This is a genomic window from Rhizobium leguminosarum bv. trifolii WSM2297, assembly GCF_000271845.1.
The window spans coordinates 186,703-205,258 of record NZ_JH719394.1 but is presented as its reverse complement, the minus strand read 5'-3'; the positions used below and the strand labels follow the sequence as shown (position 1 = coordinate 205,258).

19 protein-coding genes are annotated in these 18,556 nt (G+C 61.9%); 9 read left to right on the top strand and 10 right to left on the bottom strand.

Annotated features, from left to right (window positions below; genetic code table 11):
- Positions 1-51: 51 nt before the first annotated feature.
- Entirely contained in the window at positions 52-2,022 is a 1,971-nt protein-coding gene (locus RLEG4DRAFT_RS14920) for a HAMP domain-containing methyl-accepting chemotaxis protein (RefSeq protein WP_003577764.1), read from the top strand.
- 68 nt (positions 2,023-2,090) lie between these two features.
- Here the strand turns inward: RLEG4DRAFT_RS14920 and mctP are convergent, their stop codons facing one another.
- From mctP to RLEG4DRAFT_RS14895, 5 genes are all read right to left on the bottom strand, one after another.
- A complete protein-coding gene (gene mctP, locus RLEG4DRAFT_RS14915) occupies positions 2,091-3,566 on the bottom strand; it encodes a sodium:solute symporter family monocarboxylate transporter (RefSeq protein WP_003577763.1) in 1,476 nt (491 codons plus the stop codon).
- A complete protein-coding gene (locus RLEG4DRAFT_RS14910) occupies positions 3,556-3,753 on the bottom strand; it encodes a DUF3311 domain-containing protein (RefSeq protein ID WP_003577760.1) in 198 nt (65 codons plus the stop codon). The genes mctP and RLEG4DRAFT_RS14910 overlap by 11 nt, the downstream gene beginning before the upstream one ends.
- A gap of 246 nt (positions 3,754-3,999) precedes the next feature.
- Positions 4,000-4,671, bottom strand: a complete 672-nt coding sequence (locus tag RLEG4DRAFT_RS14905; RefSeq protein ID WP_003577758.1) for a response regulator transcription factor — start codon at positions 4,669-4,671, stop codon at positions 4,000-4,002.
- Complete coding sequence (gene mctS, locus RLEG4DRAFT_RS14900; RefSeq protein ID WP_003577756.1) at positions 4,668-6,053, bottom strand: sensor histidine kinase MctS; 1,386 nt, start codon at positions 6,051-6,053, stop codon at positions 4,668-4,670. The genes RLEG4DRAFT_RS14905 and mctS overlap by 4 nt, the downstream gene beginning before the upstream one ends.
- 75 nt (positions 6,054-6,128) lie before the next feature.
- Entirely contained in the window at positions 6,129-6,593 is a 465-nt protein-coding gene (locus tag RLEG4DRAFT_RS14895) for an Lrp/AsnC family transcriptional regulator (protein WP_003577754.1), read from the bottom strand.
- Positions 6,594-6,754: 161 nt separating this feature from the next.
- On the opposite strand from RLEG4DRAFT_RS14895, the gene RLEG4DRAFT_RS14890 reads away from it, so the two are divergent.
- The 5 genes from RLEG4DRAFT_RS14890 to RLEG4DRAFT_RS14870 all read left to right on the top strand — a co-directional run bounded on the left by RLEG4DRAFT_RS14890 (position 6,755) and on the right by RLEG4DRAFT_RS14870 (position 10,821).
- The gene (locus RLEG4DRAFT_RS14890) at positions 6,755-7,534 is read left to right on the top strand and encodes an ABC transporter ATP-binding protein (RefSeq protein WP_003577752.1); all 780 of its coding nucleotides are present in this window, start codon (positions 6,755-6,757) and stop codon (positions 7,532-7,534) included.
- A gap of 45 nt (positions 7,535-7,579) precedes the next feature.
- A complete protein-coding gene (locus RLEG4DRAFT_RS14885; protein WP_003577750.1) occupies positions 7,580-8,353 on the top strand; it encodes a transporter substrate-binding domain-containing protein in 774 nt (257 codons plus the stop codon).
- 12 nt (positions 8,354-8,365) lie between these two features.
- Complete coding sequence (locus RLEG4DRAFT_RS14880) at positions 8,366-9,091, top strand: ABC transporter permease (RefSeq protein WP_003577748.1); 726 nt, start codon at positions 8,366-8,368, stop codon at positions 9,089-9,091.
- 12 nt (positions 9,092-9,103) lie between these two features.
- Positions 9,104-9,793, top strand: a complete 690-nt coding sequence (locus RLEG4DRAFT_RS14875) for an ABC transporter permease (protein ID WP_003577747.1) — start codon at positions 9,104-9,106, stop codon at positions 9,791-9,793.
- A gap of 119 nt (positions 9,794-9,912) precedes the next feature.
- Positions 9,913-10,821 carry a homocysteine S-methyltransferase family protein gene (locus tag RLEG4DRAFT_RS14870; protein WP_003577745.1) on the top strand — a complete coding sequence of 303 codons (909 nt, stop codon included), beginning with the start codon at positions 9,913-9,915 and terminating at the stop codon, positions 10,819-10,821.
- A gap of 18 nt (positions 10,822-10,839) precedes the next feature.
- Here RLEG4DRAFT_RS14870 and RLEG4DRAFT_RS14865 read toward each other — a convergent pair whose 3' ends face one another.
- Entirely contained in the window at positions 10,840-11,274 is a 435-nt protein-coding gene (locus RLEG4DRAFT_RS14865; RefSeq protein ID WP_003577743.1) for a MarR family winged helix-turn-helix transcriptional regulator, read from the bottom strand.
- A gap of 245 nt (positions 11,275-11,519) precedes the next feature.
- Between RLEG4DRAFT_RS14865 and RLEG4DRAFT_RS14860 the strand changes: the two genes are divergently transcribed.
- The 3 genes from RLEG4DRAFT_RS14860 to RLEG4DRAFT_RS14850 all read left to right on the top strand — a co-directional run bounded on the left by RLEG4DRAFT_RS14860 (position 11,520) and on the right by RLEG4DRAFT_RS14850 (position 14,160).
- Entirely contained in the window at positions 11,520-13,331 is a 1,812-nt protein-coding gene (locus tag RLEG4DRAFT_RS14860) for a chloride channel protein (protein WP_003577742.1), read from the top strand.
- A 143-nt stretch (positions 13,332-13,474) separates the two neighbouring features.
- Positions 13,475-13,741: a type II toxin-antitoxin system Phd/YefM family antitoxin gene (locus tag RLEG4DRAFT_RS14855; RefSeq protein ID WP_003577741.1), complete on the top strand. Its 267-nt coding sequence runs from the start codon at positions 13,475-13,477 to the stop codon at positions 13,739-13,741.
- Positions 13,738-14,160 carry a type II toxin-antitoxin system VapC family toxin gene (locus tag RLEG4DRAFT_RS14850; RefSeq protein WP_003577740.1) on the top strand — a complete coding sequence of 141 codons (423 nt, stop codon included), beginning with the start codon at positions 13,738-13,740 and terminating at the stop codon, positions 14,158-14,160. The genes RLEG4DRAFT_RS14855 and RLEG4DRAFT_RS14850 overlap by 4 nt, the downstream gene beginning before the upstream one ends.
- 31 nt (positions 14,161-14,191) lie before the next feature.
- Here the strand turns inward: RLEG4DRAFT_RS14850 and RLEG4DRAFT_RS14845 are convergent, their stop codons facing one another.
- The 4 genes from RLEG4DRAFT_RS14845 to RLEG4DRAFT_RS14830 are packed head-to-tail and all read right to left on the bottom strand — an operon-like array spanning position 14,192 to position 18,210.
- A complete protein-coding gene (locus tag RLEG4DRAFT_RS14845) occupies positions 14,192-14,962 on the bottom strand; it encodes an ABC transporter ATP-binding protein (protein WP_003577739.1) in 771 nt (256 codons plus the stop codon).
- Between the two features lie 9 nt (positions 14,963-14,971).
- On the bottom strand, positions 14,972-15,955 hold the full coding sequence (locus RLEG4DRAFT_RS14840; protein WP_003577738.1) for an ABC transporter substrate-binding protein: 984 nt from the start codon (positions 15,953-15,955) through the stop codon (positions 14,972-14,974).
- 40 nt (positions 15,956-15,995) lie between these two features.
- On the bottom strand, positions 15,996-16,847 hold the full coding sequence (locus RLEG4DRAFT_RS14835; protein WP_003577737.1) for an ABC transporter permease: 852 nt from the start codon (positions 16,845-16,847) through the stop codon (positions 15,996-15,998).
- A 10-nt stretch (positions 16,848-16,857) separates the two neighbouring features.
- Positions 16,858-18,210 (bottom strand): LLM class flavin-dependent oxidoreductase, encoded by a 1,353-nt coding sequence (locus RLEG4DRAFT_RS14830; RefSeq protein WP_003577736.1) that lies wholly within the window; start codon positions 18,208-18,210, stop codon positions 16,858-16,860.
- Positions 18,211-18,556 lie beyond the last annotated feature (346 nt).

Sequence of the window (18,556 nt, the reverse complement as noted above, 5' to 3'; positions counted from 1 at the left end):
TTCCCTGGTCACAGACACCTTTAAACTTCGCCGACACGATGGAGAGCGCGAATGAACAGCATTAAGAGTTTCGGGATCGCGATGCGTCTCGCCCTTGGTTTCAGCTTTCTGATCCTGCTGATGGCCGGCCTGAGCATCTACTCGGCCGTGCAGGTCGCGGAGATCAACAACAATCTCGGGACGATCAACGACGTCAACAGCGTCAAGCAGCGGTTTGCCATCAACTATCGCGGCAGCGTGCATGATCGGGCGATCGCCATTCGCGATGTGACCCTGGTGACCTCCGCCGATGAACGCAAGGCGGCCGAGGCATTGATCGAAAAACTGGCCGCCTCCTATGCCGAAAATGAAAAACGCATGGCGGAGATGGTCGCATCGCCGGCAGGTGCCACGGATCAGGAAAAGACCATTCTCAGCGAAATCGCTGACATACAGGCGAAAACCAATCCTCTGGTCGCTCAGATCATTGCGCTGCAGGAAAAAGGCGATGGCGAGGCAGCCCGCAAGATCCTGCTCGAACAGGCAAGGCCGGCCTTCGTTGCCTGGCTCGGTGCCATCAACAAATTTATCGACTACCAGGAAGCACTGAACAAATCGATTGGCGGCGAGGTTCGCAGCACGGCAAGCGGCTTCAAGCCGATCGTCCTGACGGCGCTCGGCATCGCGGCTCTTCTTTCGATCGTTGCCGCTGCGATTACCGCGCGCACGATCGTCGGCCCGCTGGCAAAGCTGCAGCTTTCGCTGAAGGCGATGGCGGAAGGCAATCTCGACGGCGATCGTCGCCTCGAAGCCCGCGGTGATGAGATCGGCAAGCTTGCGCGCGCCGTGGCCGGCCTGCGCGACGCGATTTCGGCAAAGGCGGAGCGGGAAGCCGACACGGAGGCCAAGCGGGCGGTTGCGGAACGGCATCGGCTCGAACAGGATGCCGACGAACGCCGCACCCTAGCCGAGCAGACGGATAAGGCGGTCGGTCAGCTAGGCGATGCGTTGCAGGCGCTGGCTGACGGCGATCTCACGCAGCAAATCGGCACGCCGTTCATTCCGTCCCTGGAAAAGCTCAGAGCCGACTTCAATTCCGCGGTGGAAAAGCTGCGCGCCGCCATGCAGAAGGTTTCTCAGAACGCCAGCGCCATCGCGGCCGGCGCGCAGGAGATCCGCTCCGCTTCGGACGATCTCGCCAAGCGGACCGAACAGCAGGCCGCCTCCGTCGAGGAAACCGCCGCTGCCCTTGAGGAGATCACCACCACAGTCGCCGACTCGAGCAACAAGGCTCAGGAAGCAGGCCAGCTGGTTCGCAAGACCAAGGACAATGCGGACCGCTCGGGCAGCGTCGTCCGGGATGCGGTCGACGCCATGGGCAAGATCGAATCCTCCGCCACCGAAATCGGCAGCATCATCGGCGTCATCGATGAGATCGCCTTCCAGACCAACCTTTTGGCGCTGAACGCCGGTGTCGAAGCCGCGCGCGCCGGCGAAGCGGGCAAGGGTTTTGCCGTCGTCGCTCAGGAAGTGCGCGAGCTTGCCCAGCGCTCCGCCAAGGCGGCAAAGGAAATCAAGGAACTGATCAACGCATCGAACGGCCATGTGAAAAACGGCGTCGCCCTGGTTGGCGAGACCGGAAAAGCCCTGCAGGAGATTGCGGCGCAGGTGCAGCAGGTCGACGGCAATGTGGGCGCCATCGTCGGCGCTTCGCAGGAGCAGGCGACCGGGCTGAAAGAGATCAATACCGCCGTTAACAGGATGGACCAGGGCACACAGCAGAACGCTGCCATGGTGGAAGAAGCGACAGCCGCCTCTCACAACCTCGCCAAGGAAGCCGATGCATTGTTCCAGTTGCTCAGCCAGTTCAACATTGGCGGAGCGGTGGCATCCAAGCGCATACAGCAGCCGGCCGCCGTGGCACAGCATGCTCAACCCGTAGCCTCGCCCGCGCGCCAGATGATCGCCAAGGTGGGCAGGTCGTTCCAGGGGACGGCGACCCAGGGCAATGCGGCAGTGGCTGGCGATTGGGAAGAGTTTTGATCGCCCGACCTCTCCGGCTGAAAAATAAAAGAACGAAGGGCAGCGTTGCTGCCCTTCGCATTTTTGTCTTACGCCCGAGCCGGAGCCTTGGCTGGAAGCAGGGCGTTGATCACGACGGCGACGCCGATATTCGCCGCAAGCGCCAACAGTCCGGTATAGACGGTGAAGGGCTCGCCGCCGAGGCTGATCAGGTGCAGCGGCTTCCAGCCGGCATCCCAGACGAGGAAGGTGCCGCCGCAGAAGCCGACGAACCAGCCGGCAAGCAGAGCGGGTGCTCGGAACCAGTTGGTATAGAGGCCGAAGACCAGCGCCGGAAGCGTCTGCAGGATCCAGATGCCGCCCAGCAGCTGCAGGTCGAGTGCGAACTGCGTCGGCAGGAAGATGATGACGAGAAGCGCTCCGACCTTCACCACCAGCGACGTAATTTTCGCAACCTTGGCCTCGCCTGCATCGCTGACCTTGGGATCGACATAGGCTTTCCAGAAATTGCGGGTGAAGAGATTGGCAGCACCAATGCTCATCACTGCCGCCGGCACCAGCGCGCCGATGGCGATCGCTGCAAAGGCAAAGCCGGAGAACCAGCCCGAAAACAGCGTCTTGAACAGCGTCGGAACGACGTCATTGGCGCTGTCGAGCTTCAGATTGGCGGCATGGCCCATATAGCCGAGCAGCGCCAGAAGGCCGAGCAGCAGCGTATAGGCGGGCAGCATGATCGCATTCTTGCGGATCGTCTTGCCGCTGTTGGAAGCAAAGATGCCGGTCAGCGTGTGCGGGTACATGAAGGCCGCGAGCGCCGAACCGAGGGCGAGCGTGGCATAGGCGACATACTGATTGCCACCGAGCAGCAGGTTGCCGGAGCCCTTGGCCTGGAAAGCCGCATCGGCTGAGGCAAAGACATTGGCATAGCCGCCGAGCTTCGACGGGATGAGCGCGACGGCTGCGATCACCACGATATAGATCATGATGTCCTTGACGAAGGCGATCAGGGCGGGGGCGCGCAAACCCGCCGAATAGGTGTAGAGCGCCAGTACGATGAAGGCGATCGCAAGCGGCAGTTCGCCATGCAGCCCGAGCGCCTTCAAGACCGCAGTCATGCCGACGAGCTGGAGGGCGATGTAAGGCATGGTGGCGATGACGCCGGTTGCTGCGACGGCGAGTTCGAGGCCGCGCGATCCGTATTGACCATGGACGACGTCGGCCGCCGTCACATAGCCGAAATCCTTGGCGCGTTTCCACAGCACCGGCATGACCATGAAGACAAAGGGATAGACGACGATTGTATAGGGCAACGCGAAGAAGCCGTAGGCGCCCACCGTATAGACCAGCGCCGGGACGGCGATCACGGTATAGGCGGTATAGAAATCGCCGCCGACGAGGAACCAGGTGATCCAGGTGCCGAAGTTACGGCCGCCGAGGCCCCATTCATCGATATGGGCGAGTGTCTCGGGCTTGCGCCAGCGGCTGGCGACGAAGCCCATGACGGTGACGAGGACGAAAAAGAAGATGAAGACGGCAAGCGCCGTGCCGTTGATATCAGTCGTCATGGCGAACGCTCCGATAAGCGATCCAGGTCAGCGTCGCCGTGATCGGTACCCAGAGAAGCTGATACCAGTAGAAGAAGGGAAAGCCGAAAAGCGACGGCTCGCGGACATTGTAAAATGATGGCCAGAGCAGACCTATATACGGGATGATCAGCAGCCAGAGCGCTGCCTTGCTACGTGGTTTTTCCATGTCGGAATACCTTTCAGGCGCCGCGATGGCGGTCGCCATGTTCCAGTTGTCGGCGTGGAAGGCAGGTCTGTCAGCCGGCGGCGGCAGCAGGCCCGGTTCGGGTCGCTCGAGCTTTTCCGGCGGATCGGAAGCTGATGTAACGCATGTGAATTCCTCCCAACGGCCAGCACTTGGCCAGCCGTGAATGGAGTCCTAGGGCGTTGGTTTTATCCCCACAAGATGGGCGCAGAGGCGAAACACCGGCGTCTACCCAGAAGTGGGTAGGCGCGAATTCGCGTCGACTTTTGCGACGATGCCGTGGTCGAGCGCATAGCGGATGAGACCCGCCGTGGTGGCGATGCCGAGCTTTTTCTTGAGGTTCTTGCGATGGGTTTCGGCGGTGGCGGAGCTTATGCCGAGCACTTCCGCAATCTCGCGGTTGCTCCTGCCGGCAACGATCAATCCGAGAGTGTCACGCTCACGCGGCGTCAACGGATCACTCCCCTCCTCTACCCGTTCGCCCATCAGCGCGTCGAAGACGCCCGACGAGAAATAGGTGCCACCGTCGGCGACGGTTTCGATGGCTGCGACGATCTCGTCGGTCGAGACGTCCTTGAGGACGTAGCCGGCGGCGCCATGCATGACCGAGGAGGAAATATATTCCCGGCTGTCATGCATGGAGAGCATCACGACGCGGGTCTGCGGACATTCGTTCCTGAACAATTCGATCGCATCGATGCCGTTGAGCTTCGGCATGTTGATGTCCATCAGCACCACCTGCGGCTGGACCTGCCGGGCAATGTCGAGGCCGGTTTGCGCCAAGCCCGCGGTGCCGGCGACTTCGATATGGTCGAATGTTTCCAGCACCGCCTTCAAGCCGTCCAGCACCAGCGGATGGTTGTCGATCAGGAGAACCTTGATTTTCGGTCGTTCCGTCATGCGGCTTCCGCCTGCTTGTTGGCGGTAAGATTGGCCGATCTCGGCATCATCGCCGTCAGCGTCGTGCCGGCCTCGCTGCTGTTGATCAGCAGCAGGCCGCGGAAGTGGGCCATCCGCTCCTGCATGTTGCGCAGGCCGAGGCCCGATCTGCCGGATGCGCCGTCCTTGCTGCCGTCGAAGCCGGTGCCGTTGTCTGAAATCGTCATGCGGCCGCGGCCGCCGTCGCTCCACAGCTTGACCGAAAGCTTCGAGGCGCCCGAGTGCCGCTCGACATTGTTGAAGGCTTCTTGGGCGACGCGATAAAGCGCGGTGCTGGCCTCGGCCTTCAGCGTGCCGGTGAAGCCTGAAGCGTCGATATCAGTCTCGATCCCCGTCCGCTCGGCAAAATGATAACAGAGAGCCTCCAGCGCCGCCGTCAGGCCGAGATCGTCGAGCACGCGCGGGCGCAGATCGTGCGAGAGCCGCCGGATTTCCTTGATGGCGCCGTTCAGCGCCTCGACGCCGCGCTCGATGGTCAGCGCCGCATCGTCGACATTGGTCCTGACCTTGCGGCCGGCGAGATCCATCGCATAACGCACGCCGACGAGATTCTGCGAAATCCCGTCATGCAATTCGCGGGCAAGACGGGCGCGCTCTTCTTCCTGGGTGTCGATGACGCGCTGCGTCAACGCCTTGAGCCGGCTATCGGCCATGCGGCGCTCGTGGAACGTCAAGAGCATGCAGGTGGTGAAAACGACCAGCACCGAAGGCACGGCGATCAGCGCGACGATAATGAAGGTCCGCCTGATGTTGGCGCGCATCACGGCGTTGGCGGCGGCGCTCTGGGCGAAGACATCGTCGAGGTAGACACCGGTACCGACGACCCAGTGCCATTTGTCGAGGCTGACGACGAAGGAGAGCTTGTCGGCGATCTGCCCGGTCGATGGTTTCTGCCATTTGTACTGATGCAGGCCGCCGCCCGCTCTTGCCGTGGCGATCAGCTCGGCGATGACCTTGTCGCCGTCAGGATCGGTGAGATCGAGCCAATTGTGCCCGTGCCGGAAACTCTGGCGCGGATGGACGATATTGTTGCCGTCGTAATCGTAGACGAAGAAATATCCGTCCTTGCCGTAGTCGAGCGAGGTGAGAATTTCAGCCACCTGCTGCTTGGCGGCTTCGTCGTCTGGTCCGGCCTTCTCATAGATCGTCTGGATGGCGGAGAGAGCAAGGTTGGTCAGATTGAGGATCTCGGCTTCTTTGGTCTTCAACATGTTCTGCTCGAACGTGTCGATGCTGTTCTTGGCAAGGTTTGCCGATTGCCAGGTAATGAAGGTGGTGATCGCAAGGATCGAGATGACGAGCGGGACGATCGCCAACGCGATGATCTGGTGTCGTAGCGTCAAGGACCGTTCCTCCCGAGAATTTGCGCCCGGAATTTATGCCCTTTGCCGAAGGCGAGTCCAGCGGCTTGTCCGGCGCTATTCCAGCGGCACGAAGAGACCGAGCTTGACGTCGCGCAGCACGACGTTGGTGTGCATGCGGCGGATCTGCGGATTGTCAGCCATGATCAGGGCGGCGATGTCGTCATAATGCTCAACGTCGCGGGCGGTGACGATCGCGATCAGATCGACCGCGCCGGTGACGTAGTAGACCTGCTGGATATGATCCTGCTTTTCCGCCCAGACGCGAAACTTCGCAAGCGCATCGTAATTGTCCCGCTCGATTTCCATCCCGACGATGAACACCATCGATGTTCCGGTCGCCTTGCGATCGACGACGGCGACCTCCGCCTTGATGATCCCCTCCTCGCGCAGCCGCTTCAGCCGCCGCTGCACGGCCGAGACCGACAGTCCGACCCGTTCGGCGATCGTTTCAGCCTTCAGCTGGCAGTCACGCTGAACGATATCGAGAATGTCACGGTCAAAACGATCCAGCTGTTCCATTGTCAGTCCAATTCCAGTTGTGGCACTTTATAGATTCTGCCGTATTCGATGCACGAGGAAGATTATTTTGCACATAATATGCAAAATAGGTGATAATTGCGCGAAAAAACCGCGTTCTTTTATCATTATCCTTTGCAAACTCAGTTCAGCCGGACCCATGCATGTCGGATCAGCCCTTTCCTGCTCTTCGCGTCGAAGATCTCCATAAAAGCTTCGGCTCGCAACAGGTTCTCAAGGGTATCTCGACGGAGGCCCACAAGTCGGATGTGATTTCGATCATCGGCTCGTCAGGTTCCGGCAAGAGCACCTTCCTTCGATGCATCAATTTCCTGGAAACGCCGGATCGCGGCCGCATTGCCGTGAATGGCGAGGAAGTCGCGCTGAAAGCCGGTCGCGGCGGGCGGCTGCAGCCGCAGAGCTGGCGGCAGATCGAACGGCTGCGGACTGGGCTCGGGATGGTCTTTCAGAGTTTCAATCTCTGGGCCCATCGCACCGTGCTCGAAAACGTCATCGAAGCGCCGGTGCATGTCATGGGTATTCCGAGGCGCGAGGCGATCGAAAAGGCCGACGCCCTACTCCATAAGGTCGGGCTCTTCGACAAACGCGACGCCTTTCCGGCCTTCCTCTCCGGTGGCCAGCAGCAGCGCGCGGCGATTGCAAGGGCGCTCTGCGTCGACCCCGCCGTCATGCTGTTCGACGAGCCGACATCGGCGCTCGATCCGGAACTGGTCGGCGAGGTCCTGAAAGTCATCCGCGATCTCGCGGAAGAAGGCCGGACCATGCTGATCGTCACTCACGAAATGCGCTTTGCCCGGGATGTTTCGAGCCGTGTTCTCTTCCTGCATCAGGGACGGATCGAGGAGGAAGGACCGCCGGAACAAATATTCGGGGCACCGGTCAGCGCCCGCTGCCGGGAATTCACGCGTCTTAGCGCCCATTGATCACCATCCATCATCGACAACACACGAACCAGGAGACTCCTGCGAATGAAACTGCTCCCCATGCTTTTCGCCGGCGCGGCACTTGCGCTTTCCGCGGTCACCGCGCAGGCCGAAGTCCGCTTTGGCGTCATGAACGAATCCTATCCGCCTTTCTTCGCCAAGGACGCCTCGGGTGAGTGGCACGGATGGGAAATCGACCTGATGAACGCCGTCTGCACAGAGATGAAGGAGAAATGCTCGATCGTCGACATTTCCTGGGACGGTCTCATTCCGGCGCTCCAGAGCAAGAAGTTCGACGTGATCTGGTCGTCGATGTCGAACACGGCGGAACGCTCGAAGGTGATCGACTTCACCGACAAGTACTACAACACGCCGAGCACCCTGATCGGTCCCAAAGACCAGAAGCCCGGCGCCACTGCCGAGGACGTGAAGGGCAAGACCATCGGCATCCAGGTGTCGACGATCCAGTCTGAATATTACAAGAAATATTTTGCCGGCGCCGCCGAGGAAAAGACCTACCAGACGCTGGACGAGGCTTTCCAGGATCTGGCCTCCGGCCGTATCGACTACGTCTTCGGCGATTCGCTGGCACTCGATGCTTTCCTGAAAAGTGACGGCGGCAAGGATTGCTGCGCCAACATGGGCGACGTCGCCGACGACAAGGAAATTCTCGGAGCCGGCGTTTCGGGCGGATTGCGCAAGGAAGATACCGAGCTGAAAGCCAAGCTGAATGCGGCGATCGCTGCGGTTCGCGCCAACGGCCAGTATGACGCCATCACCAAGAAATACTTCGACTTCGACATCTACGGCGCGAAGTAAGCAGTCTCGACGATGGCGACCGCGCAACAAGGTATTCTGGACCTGCTGTCTCCCTATCCTCCGGGATGGGGTGGCGTACTCTTGGCGGGTGCGGTCTCCACGGTCGCCATCTCGGCCTGCGCCTTCGCGATCGGCTTGGTGCTCGGCACCGGCGGCGCGCTGGGAAAGCTTTCCGGCAATCGCGCGCTCCGCTTGCTGCTCGATCTCTACACCACGCTGATCCGCGCCGTTCCCGAGCTGATCCTGATCGTCGGGCTCTATTATGCCGGCACCGACGGTCTCAACCGGCTGCTGGCGGCATTCGACCTGCCGCCGATCAATGTCAACGGTTTCATAGCGGCCGTCGCCGTGCTCGGCTTCGTGCAGGGCGCCTATATGACGGAGGTGCTGCGCGGCGCGATCCTCGCCATTCCCGTCGGTCAGATCGAGGCGGCCAAGGCCTTCGGCATGGGACCGATGCTGCGGTTCCGCCGTGTCCTGCTGCCGGCGCTTTTGCCGAACGCGCTGCCGGGCCTTGCCAATCTGTGGATGTCGGTCACCAAGGACAGCGCGCTGGTCGCGGTCGTCGGCTATCAGGAACTGGCGCTCGCCACCCGCCTCGCCGGGGCAAGCACCAAACATTACTTCGTGTTTTTCCTGGCGTCGGCCCTTCTCTACCTCGCCATCACGCTCGTTTCCAACGTCGCCTTCAAACTGATCGAAGGACGGGTGCGGCGGGGACAGCCGCGCCTTGCCTGAAGAAAGCGCCCCATGAGTTTCACCTGGATCTCTTCCTACTGGCCGCTTCTTCTGACCGGCGCCTGGCAGACTGTTGCCCTGCTGGTCATCTCGGTCGTGTTCGGCTTCGTCATCGCCATCGGTCTCGCCTTCGCGCAGGTCAGCGGCGGCAGGCTGACGCGGCTGCTTGCCCGCGGCTATTGCACCTTTTTCCGCGGCACGCCGCTGTTGATCCAGCTTTGGCTGCTCTATTACGGCGTCGGCTCGCTTCTGCCGATGGTCCCCGGCATCCGCCAGAGCCTGTTCTGGCCGATCCTGCGCGAAGGATTCTTCTTCGCCGCCGTCAGTTTCACGCTGAACTATGCGGCTTACGAGGCGGAGGTGTTGCGTGGTGCGCTGCTTGCTGTTCCCAAAGGTGAGCTCGAAGCCGGCCGGGCCTTCGGCCTGTCGCCCTGGAAGCTGACCCGGCGCATCTGGCTGCCGCGGGCCATCCGCATCGCCTTGCCGACCATTGCCGGCGAGATCGTCATGCAGCTCAAGGCGACGCCGCTCGCCTTTACCGTGACGGTGATGGATCTCTATGCCGTGGCCAACAAGGTTCGCCAGGACACGCTGCTGGTTTATGAGCCGCTGCTGGTCGTCACCGTCTTTTATCTCCCCCTGACCGCCGTGATCGCCCGCGTCTTTCGAGGTCTCGAAGCGCAGGTGCCGGTTCGGCGTTAGCCGAAGGAAAAGGGACCGTCGATGAATTTGCTCGCACACGAGCCTCGTGCACCCTACCCACTTTGTTATGACAAGCCCGCCGCCGTTGACGGTGCGGCAGCCTGAATGGAGATGCCTTTATGAGCACGACCCGAATCCTCGATGGCGGCATGAGCCGCGAGCTGCTGCGGCTCGGCGCCGAACTGAAACAGCCGGAATGGTCGGCCCTGGCGCTGATCAACGCGCCGGATATCGTTCGTGAGGTGCACAAGGAATTCATCGCCGCCGGTTCTGAGGTCATTACGACGAACAGCTATGCGCTGGTGCCCTTCCATATCGGCGAGGACCGCTTCCAGAAGGAAGGTGCGGCGCTGATCCGTCTCGCCGGCCGCCTGGCGCGCGAGGCGGCCGAAACCGTCACCGATCGCAAGGTGCTGGTCGCCGGTTCGCTGCCACCGATCTTCGGCTCCTACGAGCCGCAGAATTTTCAGCCTTCGCGGGTGCAGGACTATCTCAAGGTGCTCGTCGAAAACTTGGATCCTTTCGTCAATGTATGGCTCGGCGAGACCCTGAGCCTGATCGCCGAGGGCGAGGCAGTCCGCAAGGCGGTGGCGGCAACCGGCAAGCCGTTCTGGATCTCGTTCACATTGGCGGATGACGGGGCAGACATCGAAAGCGGTGAGCCGAAGCTTCGCTCCGGCGAAAGTGTCGAGGAGGCGGCATCCTGGGCGGTGTCATCGGGCGCCGCGGCCTTCCTGTTCAACTGCAGCAAGCCTGAAGTCATGCAGGCGGCGGTCGAGACGGCGGCGCGGGTGTTCCGGAAGTCGGACGCTCAGATCGAAATCGGCGTCTACGCCAATGCCTTCGAAGGGGAAACAGGTGACGCGCCCGCCAATGAAGGCCTTCACGGCACCCGCGACGATCTGAACGACGACACCTATTCGCGCTTTGCCTGCTCCTGGGCCGACGCCGGGGCCACGATCATCGGCGGCTGCTGCGGCATCGGCGCTGCCCATATCCATCGCCTCAGAGAGACGCTCCTGAGATAGGCCGCGCCAGGGCTTCGTTCATCCCGCTTTCGACGCCGTCTTTTGAAGCTCGAGGAGAAGCTCGATCAGCTTCGGCGCCATCACCCTGATTTCCGAAAGGTGGACGGCGCTCAACCTCGTTAGAAGCTCGTCTGCCTTCTCGGTCAGCAGGATCGTCTGGCGGCGCCTGTCGGCCGGATCGACGTGGCGTTCGACCAGCCCTGCATCCGAAAGCCGCCCGACGAGCTCGGTCGCCGTGTGGGGCGCGATGATCAGCCGCTCGGCCAGCATGCCGATGGTCATGGCTTCTCCGCGCTGTCCCTTGATCGCCAGCAGCGCCTGATGCTGCTGCACGGGCAGTCCTTCCGACTGGGCGGCAGACGCGCTGAAGTCCATGAACTGGCGAAGCGCGAACCTGAGGTCGGCGAGCGCCTCGTAATCCTCCTGCCTCAGCGGCGGCGAGATTTTCTTCACACTCATTCTCCTCTGCCGCTTGTACGAAGCGTCCCTGTTCGGCTGGCATTCCTAGCGGTCCGGGTAACGAGCGACCTCTACGCGCAAACTGTTCGCCGATCTCGAAATAGATGGGCAGCCGCCGACCGGTCAAGTGAGGCATCCTCAAAGACATTTTCGCCTTCTTGTTTTGTCCATTGATTTATATCGTATCACGATATATTGACGCGCCTCAAGCATACCATTCCCGCGTAGCAGAGGCTTCTATGGCGCAGCATCAACCCAGCAACCGGCCGCATGATTTCACAGGCGGTCTTTCCCGGCGCGAAGCCGGGGATTTCACCACCGACAGGCGGGTCCTCCTCCTGGTCGGCATGTCCATCATCGTCGGCACCGCCGGGGCCTTTGCGGCTTGGTGTCTCGTCAGCCTGATCGCGCTTGTGACCAATGTCATCTGGTTCGGTCAGATCGGCATTCATCCCGCCTCTCTCGCCGCCGTGCCGCGTTCGCTGTGGGTGGTGCTGGTGCCGCCGCTCGGCGGGCTGGTCATCGGCCTGATGGCTCGCTTCGGGTCGGAGAAGATCCGCGGCCATGGCATTCCGGAAGCGATCGAGGCCATCCTGATCGGTGGCAGCCGGATGTCGCCGAAGGTCGCCGTCCTCAAGCCGCTGTCATCGGCAATCTCGATCGGAACCGGCGGTCCGTTCGGCGCCGAAGGGCCGATCATCATGACTGGCGGGGCGATCGGCTCGCTTTTTGCTCAGTTCTTCCACATGAGCGCCGCCGAGCGGAAGACGCTGCTCGTCGCGGGTGCCGCCGCGGGCATGACGGCGATCTTCGGCTCGCCGATCGCCGCGGTCATGCTGGCGGTCGAACTCTTATTGTTCGAATGGAAGCCGCGTAGCTTCATTCCCGTTGCCGTTGCCGCCTGTGTGTCGATCTGCTGGCGTCCACTGCTGTTCGGTACCGGCCCGCTGTTCCCGACCCATTTCCAGGTGGCTTTGCCCTGGTGGGGGATTTTCGCCTGTGCGGCGATGGGCATCATCTCAGGCCTGCAATCGGGATTGCTGACGACGCTGCTCTACAAGATCGAAGACCTGTTCGAATCCCTGCCGATCCACTGGATGTGGTGGCCCGCGCTCGGTGGTCTCGTCATCGGCCTCGGCGGTCTGATCGAACCGCGGGCGATGGGCGTCGGCTACGACATCATCGATGGCCTGCTGAACAATCGACTGCTCGCTCCGGCTGTTCTGTCGATCCTGCTGGTGAAGACCGTGATCTGGCTGTTTGCCCTATCGTCCGGCACCTCCGGCGGCGTGCTTGCGCCGCTCCTCATCTTCGGTGGCGCGCTCGGCTGGCTGGCTGGTCTCGTCATGCCGGGCAATGATCCCGGCTTCTGGGCGCTGCTTGGAATGGCGGCGATGATGGGTGGAACGATGCGCGCGCCGCTGACCGGAACCTTCTTCGCGATGGAGATCACCGGCGACGTCAGCACGCTCGTTCCGTTGCTCGCCGCGACGGTGGTGGCCTATGCCGTCACCGTCCTGCTGCTGCGCCGCTCCATCCTCACCGAGAAGATCGCGCGCCGCGGTCAGCACATTACTCGCGAATATGGCGTCGATCCGTTCGAACTCTCCCGGGCAAGGGAGATCATGATCAGCGATGTCGACACGCTTCCCGTCACCATGACGGTCGGAGAAGCCTGCGATTTCTTCGCCTCGCAAGAGAAGACCCATCGGATCTACCCGGTCGTCGATGCTGGGGGCCGGCTGGCCGGTATCGTCTCGCGGGCCGATGCCCTGCTCTGGCAGGGGAAGGCGGACATTGGCATCCAGACGCTCGGCGAAAACGTCACGGACGGCTCCGGTCCGGTCGGGCATCCGGACGATACGGTCGCCTTCATCGCCGACCTGATGCTGTCGTCCGGCGACGGGCGCATCCCGATCGTCGACCCCGCCTCGGGCAAGCTGTGCGGCCTGATTGCCCGTAAGGATCTGCTGCGGCTGCGCAGTTCGTACCGGTCGGCGGAACTGGATCGGCGGCCCTATCTGACAGCCGGAGCCAGAAGCAAACCTTGACGGCCGCCTCCGGTTTCTTCCTCGCAATGCAGGGGCCGCGCGTCTTCGGCCCTTTGCAAGTTGAACGGTTCGACCAATACCGCTTGCCATTCACCTATCGTGACCATATAGTCACGATAGTCATTCTGGTCAGGAGTTGAGCAATGCGGCCATCACGGCAAGGCGATGAAAGTTGGACCGTTGCCGGTGCGAAGGCGAAGCTTTCCGAGGTCATCGACCGCGCGCAATTTGCGCCTCAGACAATTACGCGAAACGGCAAGCCGAGCGTCGTTGTCGTCTCTGCCGAGGAATGGCAACGGAAGACGGCGCGCAAGGGGACGCTTGCCGAGTTTCTGATGGAGTCGCCGCTCCGTGGCGCCGATCTGGACCTCGAGCGTCAACGCGACGAACCGCGTGACCCGGCCCTGTGAGGCTTCTGCTGGACACCAATATCCTGTCCGAGGTGACGAAGCCAAAGCCTGATGCGCGTGTCTTGGAATGGCTGGATGGGCTCGACGAAGATCGTACCTTCATCAGCATCGTGTCGGTCGCAGAGATCCGGCGTGGCGTTGCGCTGATGGACAAGGGACGGAAACGCGACGCGCTGGCCGAATGGCTGGCACAGGACCTGACGCAACGCTTTGACGCCCGCATCATCCCGGTGGACGAACCTGTTGCACTGGCCTGGGGAGACCTCATGGGCCTTGCCAAGCGCAGCGGCCGTGGCCTGTCATCAATGGACGGCCTGATTGCTGCGACCGCGATAGCTCACGACCTCACACTCGCTACGCGTAACACGAGAGATTTCGAGGGCTTTGGGATCGAACTGATCGATCCCTGGGCCGGGTGAAGAGTCTCCGGTCTGATGGAGGCTACAGCCTTCAATGCAGTCCGAAGAGGTTCAGCAGCTCTTCGCGGTGCCGAACGAATTCCGGCGCGCTGCGGTCGCGGGGGCGCGGAAGATCGATGTCGATCAGGCGCGGCTCGCCGCCTTTTTCCCGCGGCAGGATCAGGATCCGATCGGCGAGATAAATCGCCTCTTCGAGATCATGCGTGACCAGAATGGTCGTCACATCTTCGTCGCGCCAGATGCGCGCGAGCTCCTGCTGCATGCCGATCTTGGTCATCGCGTCGAGGGCGCCGAGCGGCTCGTCGAGCAGCAGGATCTCCGGCTGGACGGCAAGCGCCCGGGCGATCCCCACACGCTGCGCCATGCCTCCGGAGAGCTGCCGGGGATAGGCGGCCTCGAATTGCTGCAGGCCGACAAGCTTGACATAGTGGCGGGCCCGCCCCCTCGCCTGCTCGCGGGTGAGACCTCTGGTTTCCAGCCCGAAGGCCACGTTGTCGAGCACATCAAGCCAGGGAAGAAGGCGCGGTTCCTGGAAGATGACGGCGCGCTCTGCACCGACGCCTCGTATCGCCTTGCCGTCGACGAGCACCTCGCCGGTATCGGAATCCTCAAGCCCGGCCAGAACCCTGAGCAGGGTCGTCTTGCCTGAACCGCTGGCGCCGACGATGGCGAGGCTTTCGCCGGAGCGGATATGGAGATTGATATCCTTGAGAACCTGCAGCGGCGTGCCGTTCAACGTGTAGGACTTGGAGAGGTGACGGATCGTCACCTCTCCGCGGCGAATGTCTTCAGCGAGGCTCATCACACTTCCTCAGTTGCTTGCCGGTTTGTCGTCGGCCGTGAAGATGATGTCCTTGGCCGCCAGCTGGCCTTGCTTCAGCTTGCCTTCGCGGACCAGGACGTCGATCCAGAACTGGATGTCGCGCTCGACCGGCAGACCGCCGGCGCGCACGCCGTAGCCGCGGAAATACTGCGCGATATCAGCATTCTCGCCGCGCTCGCTGAGCGCCTTGGCCAGGATCTTCTTGGTTTCCTCCGGATGCTCGCGGGCATAGTCGAGGGCACGGGCCGACTGCTCGACGAAAATCTTTGCGGCTTCGGGATGCTCGCGAATGAAATCGCGGCGCAGGACCACGAAGCCGCCGGCAATGTCGCCGAGCACGTCGGTATCGTCGAATACGGGCCGCAGACCGCCATTCTTGAGTGCGGCCCCTTCGAAGGTCGTCTGCCAATAGCCGAAGGCGGCAATATCGACCTGCTTGGATCGCAGCACCTGCTCGAGCTGCGGCCCGGGAACGACGATCTGATTGGCCGCGTCCGTCGGCAGGCCGACGGAATGCAAGGCCTCGCGGATGGTATAGTCGAGATGCGCGCCGAGCGTATTGACCGCGATACTCTTGCCGGCAATGTCCTTGATGCTTTTGATCGGACTGTCTTCCAGCACGTAGAAGGTCGACTGTACCTCGTTATTGATGCCGTTCGACGGATAGGCGGCGACGAAATCATTGCCGCTGACGATAGAATTCAGGACGGCGGAGGTTGCCGCACTGCCGATTTCAACATCACCGGATGCCAGAGCGATCAGAGAGGCTGGGCCGCCCTGGGCATAGCCGACATTCTCCAGCGTGATGCCGGTGCCCTTGAAATAACCCAGTTCATCGGCGAGTTCATGGGCGGCAAGGCCACCTTGGCTGGCGAGGTAGCGCAGCTTCACCGTATCGGTGGCGGTAGCCGGCGTCGCAAGACCGAGAGCGATCACGGCCGGCAGGAGAAGGTTGCGGGGGTGGAAGGTCATGACGTGTCCTTTCGGAAGAGGAAAATCGGAGGAAGTGGGGTCAGCGGCTCGGTTGCGACCAGCGGCAGAGGCGGCGCTGCAGCAAAACGAGCAGGGCATTGGCGGCGAGCCCGAGAAAGGCGAGCAGCAGGATCGCCGCAAACATTAGCGGGATCTGGAAATTGTACTGGGCGTTCATGACCTGGAAGCCGATGCCCTTGTTGGCGCCGATCATCTCGGCAGCAATCAGCAGCAGAAGCGCAGTTGTTGCCGAAAGACGCAGGCCGACGAAGATCGCAGGGACGGATGCCGGCAGGATGACGCGGCGAAAGATGGTCGGCGCGCCGGCGCCATAGGTCCGCGCCATTTCGATGAGCTTCTGGTCGACTTCCTTGACGCCGCCGATCGTGGCGAGCAGCACCGGAAACAGCGTCGCCCAGAAGATCACAAAGATCTTCGATGTTTCGCCGAGGCCGAGCAGCAGGATGAAAATCGGATAGAGCGCCAGCGCCGAAGTTTGGCGGAAGAGCTGCAGGATCGGATCGAGGGCCTGCTCGATCGCGCGAAACTGGCCCATGAACAGGCCGAGCGGGATGCCGATCACGACGGCAAAGCCGAAGGCGGTTCCGGCTCGCTGCAGGCTGATGGCGATGTCATCCAGCAGGGCGCCATTGGCAAGGTTGGTCCAAAGGGCCGACAGGATCACGTCCAAAGGCGGGAAGACGGCGGGATTGATCCAGCCTCTGGTGCTCGACACCTGCCAGAGCACCAGGAAGCTGACGAGCAGGCCGTAGCGCGGCAAAAGCGATGCGAGCAGGCCGCGCAGCTGCGACGCCAGAATGGAAGTCGTGCTTTCGCCGCCTTTCAGGCGACTGAAGCTTCTCGGAAGAACCTGGTTGATTTCATAGGCCATGATCCACTCCTCACTCTGCTGCCTGGAGAGCTGCGTCTCCCGCTGCCCATCGATTGCTCGGGAAAGGCAGGCCGAGGTTTTCTCGCAGCGTCTTGCCCTCATAGGCGGTGCGGAACAGGCCGCGGCGCTGCAGTTCCGGGATGACCAGATCGACGAAATCGTCGAGCGCCGTCGGCAGCCAGGGCGGCAGGATGTTGAAGCCGTCGGCCGCTTCGTTCTCGAACCATGTCTGGAGCGTATCGGCGATCTGTTCGGCGGTGCCGACGATGGTGTAGTGGCCGCGGGCCGACGCGATCCATTGATAGAGCTGGCGGATGGTGAAGTTGTTTTCGTCGGCGATCTGGCGGATAAGGGTCTGGCGGCTCTTCATGCCTTCCGTCGGCGGTGCCGGCGGAAGGGGGCCGTCGAGATCATAACCGTGCAGGTCGAGCGTGCCGCCGGTCAGGCCGTTCAGCAGGCCGATCCCATCTTCTTCGACAATCAGCGATGTCAGGCGGTCGTATTTCTCGCGCGCCTCCGCTTCGGTCCTGCCGATGAAGGCGGAGACGCCGGGCATGACGAGGATGTGATCGGGGTTGCGGCCGAGGCCGCGGGCGCGCGCCTTGATATCCCGGTAAAATTCCTGGGCGGTTTCGATGTGCTGATGGGCGGTGAAGATGACTTCTGCCGTTGCCGCTGCGAGCCCGCGCCCGTCCTCGGACTGGCCGGCCTGGACGATGACGGGATGTCCCTGGGGCGAGCGCGAGACGTTGAGCGGACCGCGCACGCTGAAATGCTCGCCGCGATGGTCGGTGTCGTGCAGCTTCGTCGGATCGAAGAACACGCCCGTTTCCTTATCACGGATGAAAGCGTCGTCCTCGAAGCTTTCCCAGAGTTTACGGACGACGTCGACATGCTCGGCGGCACGGCGATATCGGTCGGCATGCGGAAGCTGCGTATCGCGGTTGAAGTTCTGCGCCGTGAGATCGCCGGTGGTCGTCACGACGTTCCAGCCGGCGCGGCCCTGCGAGATTAGGTCCAGCGACGCGAATTTGCGGGCGGTCGTGTAAGGCTCCTCATAGGTGGTCGAGGAGGTGGCGATGAAGCCGAGATGGGTGGTGAAAGGCGCAAGCGCGGAGAACAGGGTCACCGGTTCGAAGCCGGCGACGCGGGCGTTACCGCCTTCGCGTGCTCCGCCGAAACCGACAGCCAGGCCGTCGGCCAGGAAATAAGCATCGAAGAGGCCGCGCTCGGCCGTCAGCGCCAGCTGCTTGTGAAACCCGAAACTGGTGGCGCCGTCGGCCGGCTGGTCTGGATGGCGCCATGAGGCGACATGCTGTCCGCCACCGGGAAGAAATGCTCCAAGCCTGATTTTCCGCGTCATTTGGCGTCCTCTCCGTTTGCCCTTAACAGCCCGGCTCCTCTGCGAGGGCAGGTATAAATTGGTCTATCGAGCCATCAGGATAAGTTCTCCATAGATTTTATAGAGAAACTTAATTTCATAGTTTGGCGGTAAGAGTGAATAGATTTTCGAGATCGGGAGAAAATTGGAAATCAACGACGGGAGGCTAACCGGAAGGCAGCCTGTCTTGCGTCTGATCGTCGATGTCTTCGATCCCGGGCCGCCCGAGACGCGACATCCCGCAAGCCCGGCGAAGAAGGGGGGCATGCGCGTAATGACTGGTTAGGCACGAAGTGCGTGCTGTTGGGATCGATCCCGCATTTCTAAC

Coding starts and splice junctions, on each gene's coding strand:
- RLEG4DRAFT_RS14885 (WP_003577750.1), top strand. CDS start 7,580: ATGAAACTGCTCCCCATGCTTTTCGCCGGCGCGGCACTTGCGCTTTCC.
- RLEG4DRAFT_RS14875 (WP_003577747.1), top strand. CDS start 9,104: ATGAGTTTCACCTGGATCTCTTCCTACTGGCCGCTTCTTCTGACCGGC.
- RLEG4DRAFT_RS14880 (WP_003577748.1), top strand. CDS start 8,366: ATGGCGACCGCGCAACAAGGTATTCTGGACCTGCTGTCTCCCTATCCT.
- mctP (WP_003577763.1), bottom strand. CDS start 3,566: ATGACGACTGATATCAACGGCACGGCGCTTGCCGTCTTCATCTTCTTT.
- RLEG4DRAFT_RS14860 (WP_003577742.1), top strand. CDS start 11,520: ATGGCGCAGCATCAACCCAGCAACCGGCCGCATGATTTCACAGGCGGT.
- RLEG4DRAFT_RS14830 (WP_003577736.1), bottom strand. CDS start 18,210: ATGACGCGGAAAATCAGGCTTGGAGCATTTCTTCCCGGTGGCGGACAG.
- RLEG4DRAFT_RS14890 (WP_003577752.1), top strand. CDS start 6,755: ATGTCGGATCAGCCCTTTCCTGCTCTTCGCGTCGAAGATCTCCATAAA.
- RLEG4DRAFT_RS14855 (WP_003577741.1), top strand. CDS start 13,475: ATGCGGCCATCACGGCAAGGCGATGAAAGTTGGACCGTTGCCGGTGCG.
- RLEG4DRAFT_RS14840 (WP_003577738.1), bottom strand. CDS start 15,955: ATGACCTTCCACCCCCGCAACCTTCTCCTGCCGGCCGTGATCGCTCTC.
- RLEG4DRAFT_RS14910 (WP_003577760.1), bottom strand. CDS start 3,753: ATGGAAAAACCACGTAGCAAGGCAGCGCTCTGGCTGCTGATCATCCCG.
- RLEG4DRAFT_RS14870 (WP_003577745.1), top strand. CDS start 9,913: ATGAGCACGACCCGAATCCTCGATGGCGGCATGAGCCGCGAGCTGCTG.
- RLEG4DRAFT_RS14835 (WP_003577737.1), bottom strand. CDS start 16,847: ATGGCCTATGAAATCAACCAGGTTCTTCCGAGAAGCTTCAGTCGCCTG.
- RLEG4DRAFT_RS14905 (WP_003577758.1), bottom strand. CDS start 4,671: ATGACGGAACGACCGAAAATCAAGGTTCTCCTGATCGACAACCATCCG.
- RLEG4DRAFT_RS14845 (WP_003577739.1), bottom strand. CDS start 14,962: ATGAGCCTCGCTGAAGACATTCGCCGCGGAGAGGTGACGATCCGTCAC.
- RLEG4DRAFT_RS14895 (WP_003577754.1), bottom strand. CDS start 6,593: ATGGAACAGCTGGATCGTTTTGACCGTGACATTCTCGATATCGTTCAG.
- RLEG4DRAFT_RS14920 (WP_003577764.1), top strand. CDS start 52: ATGAACAGCATTAAGAGTTTCGGGATCGCGATGCGTCTCGCCCTTGGT.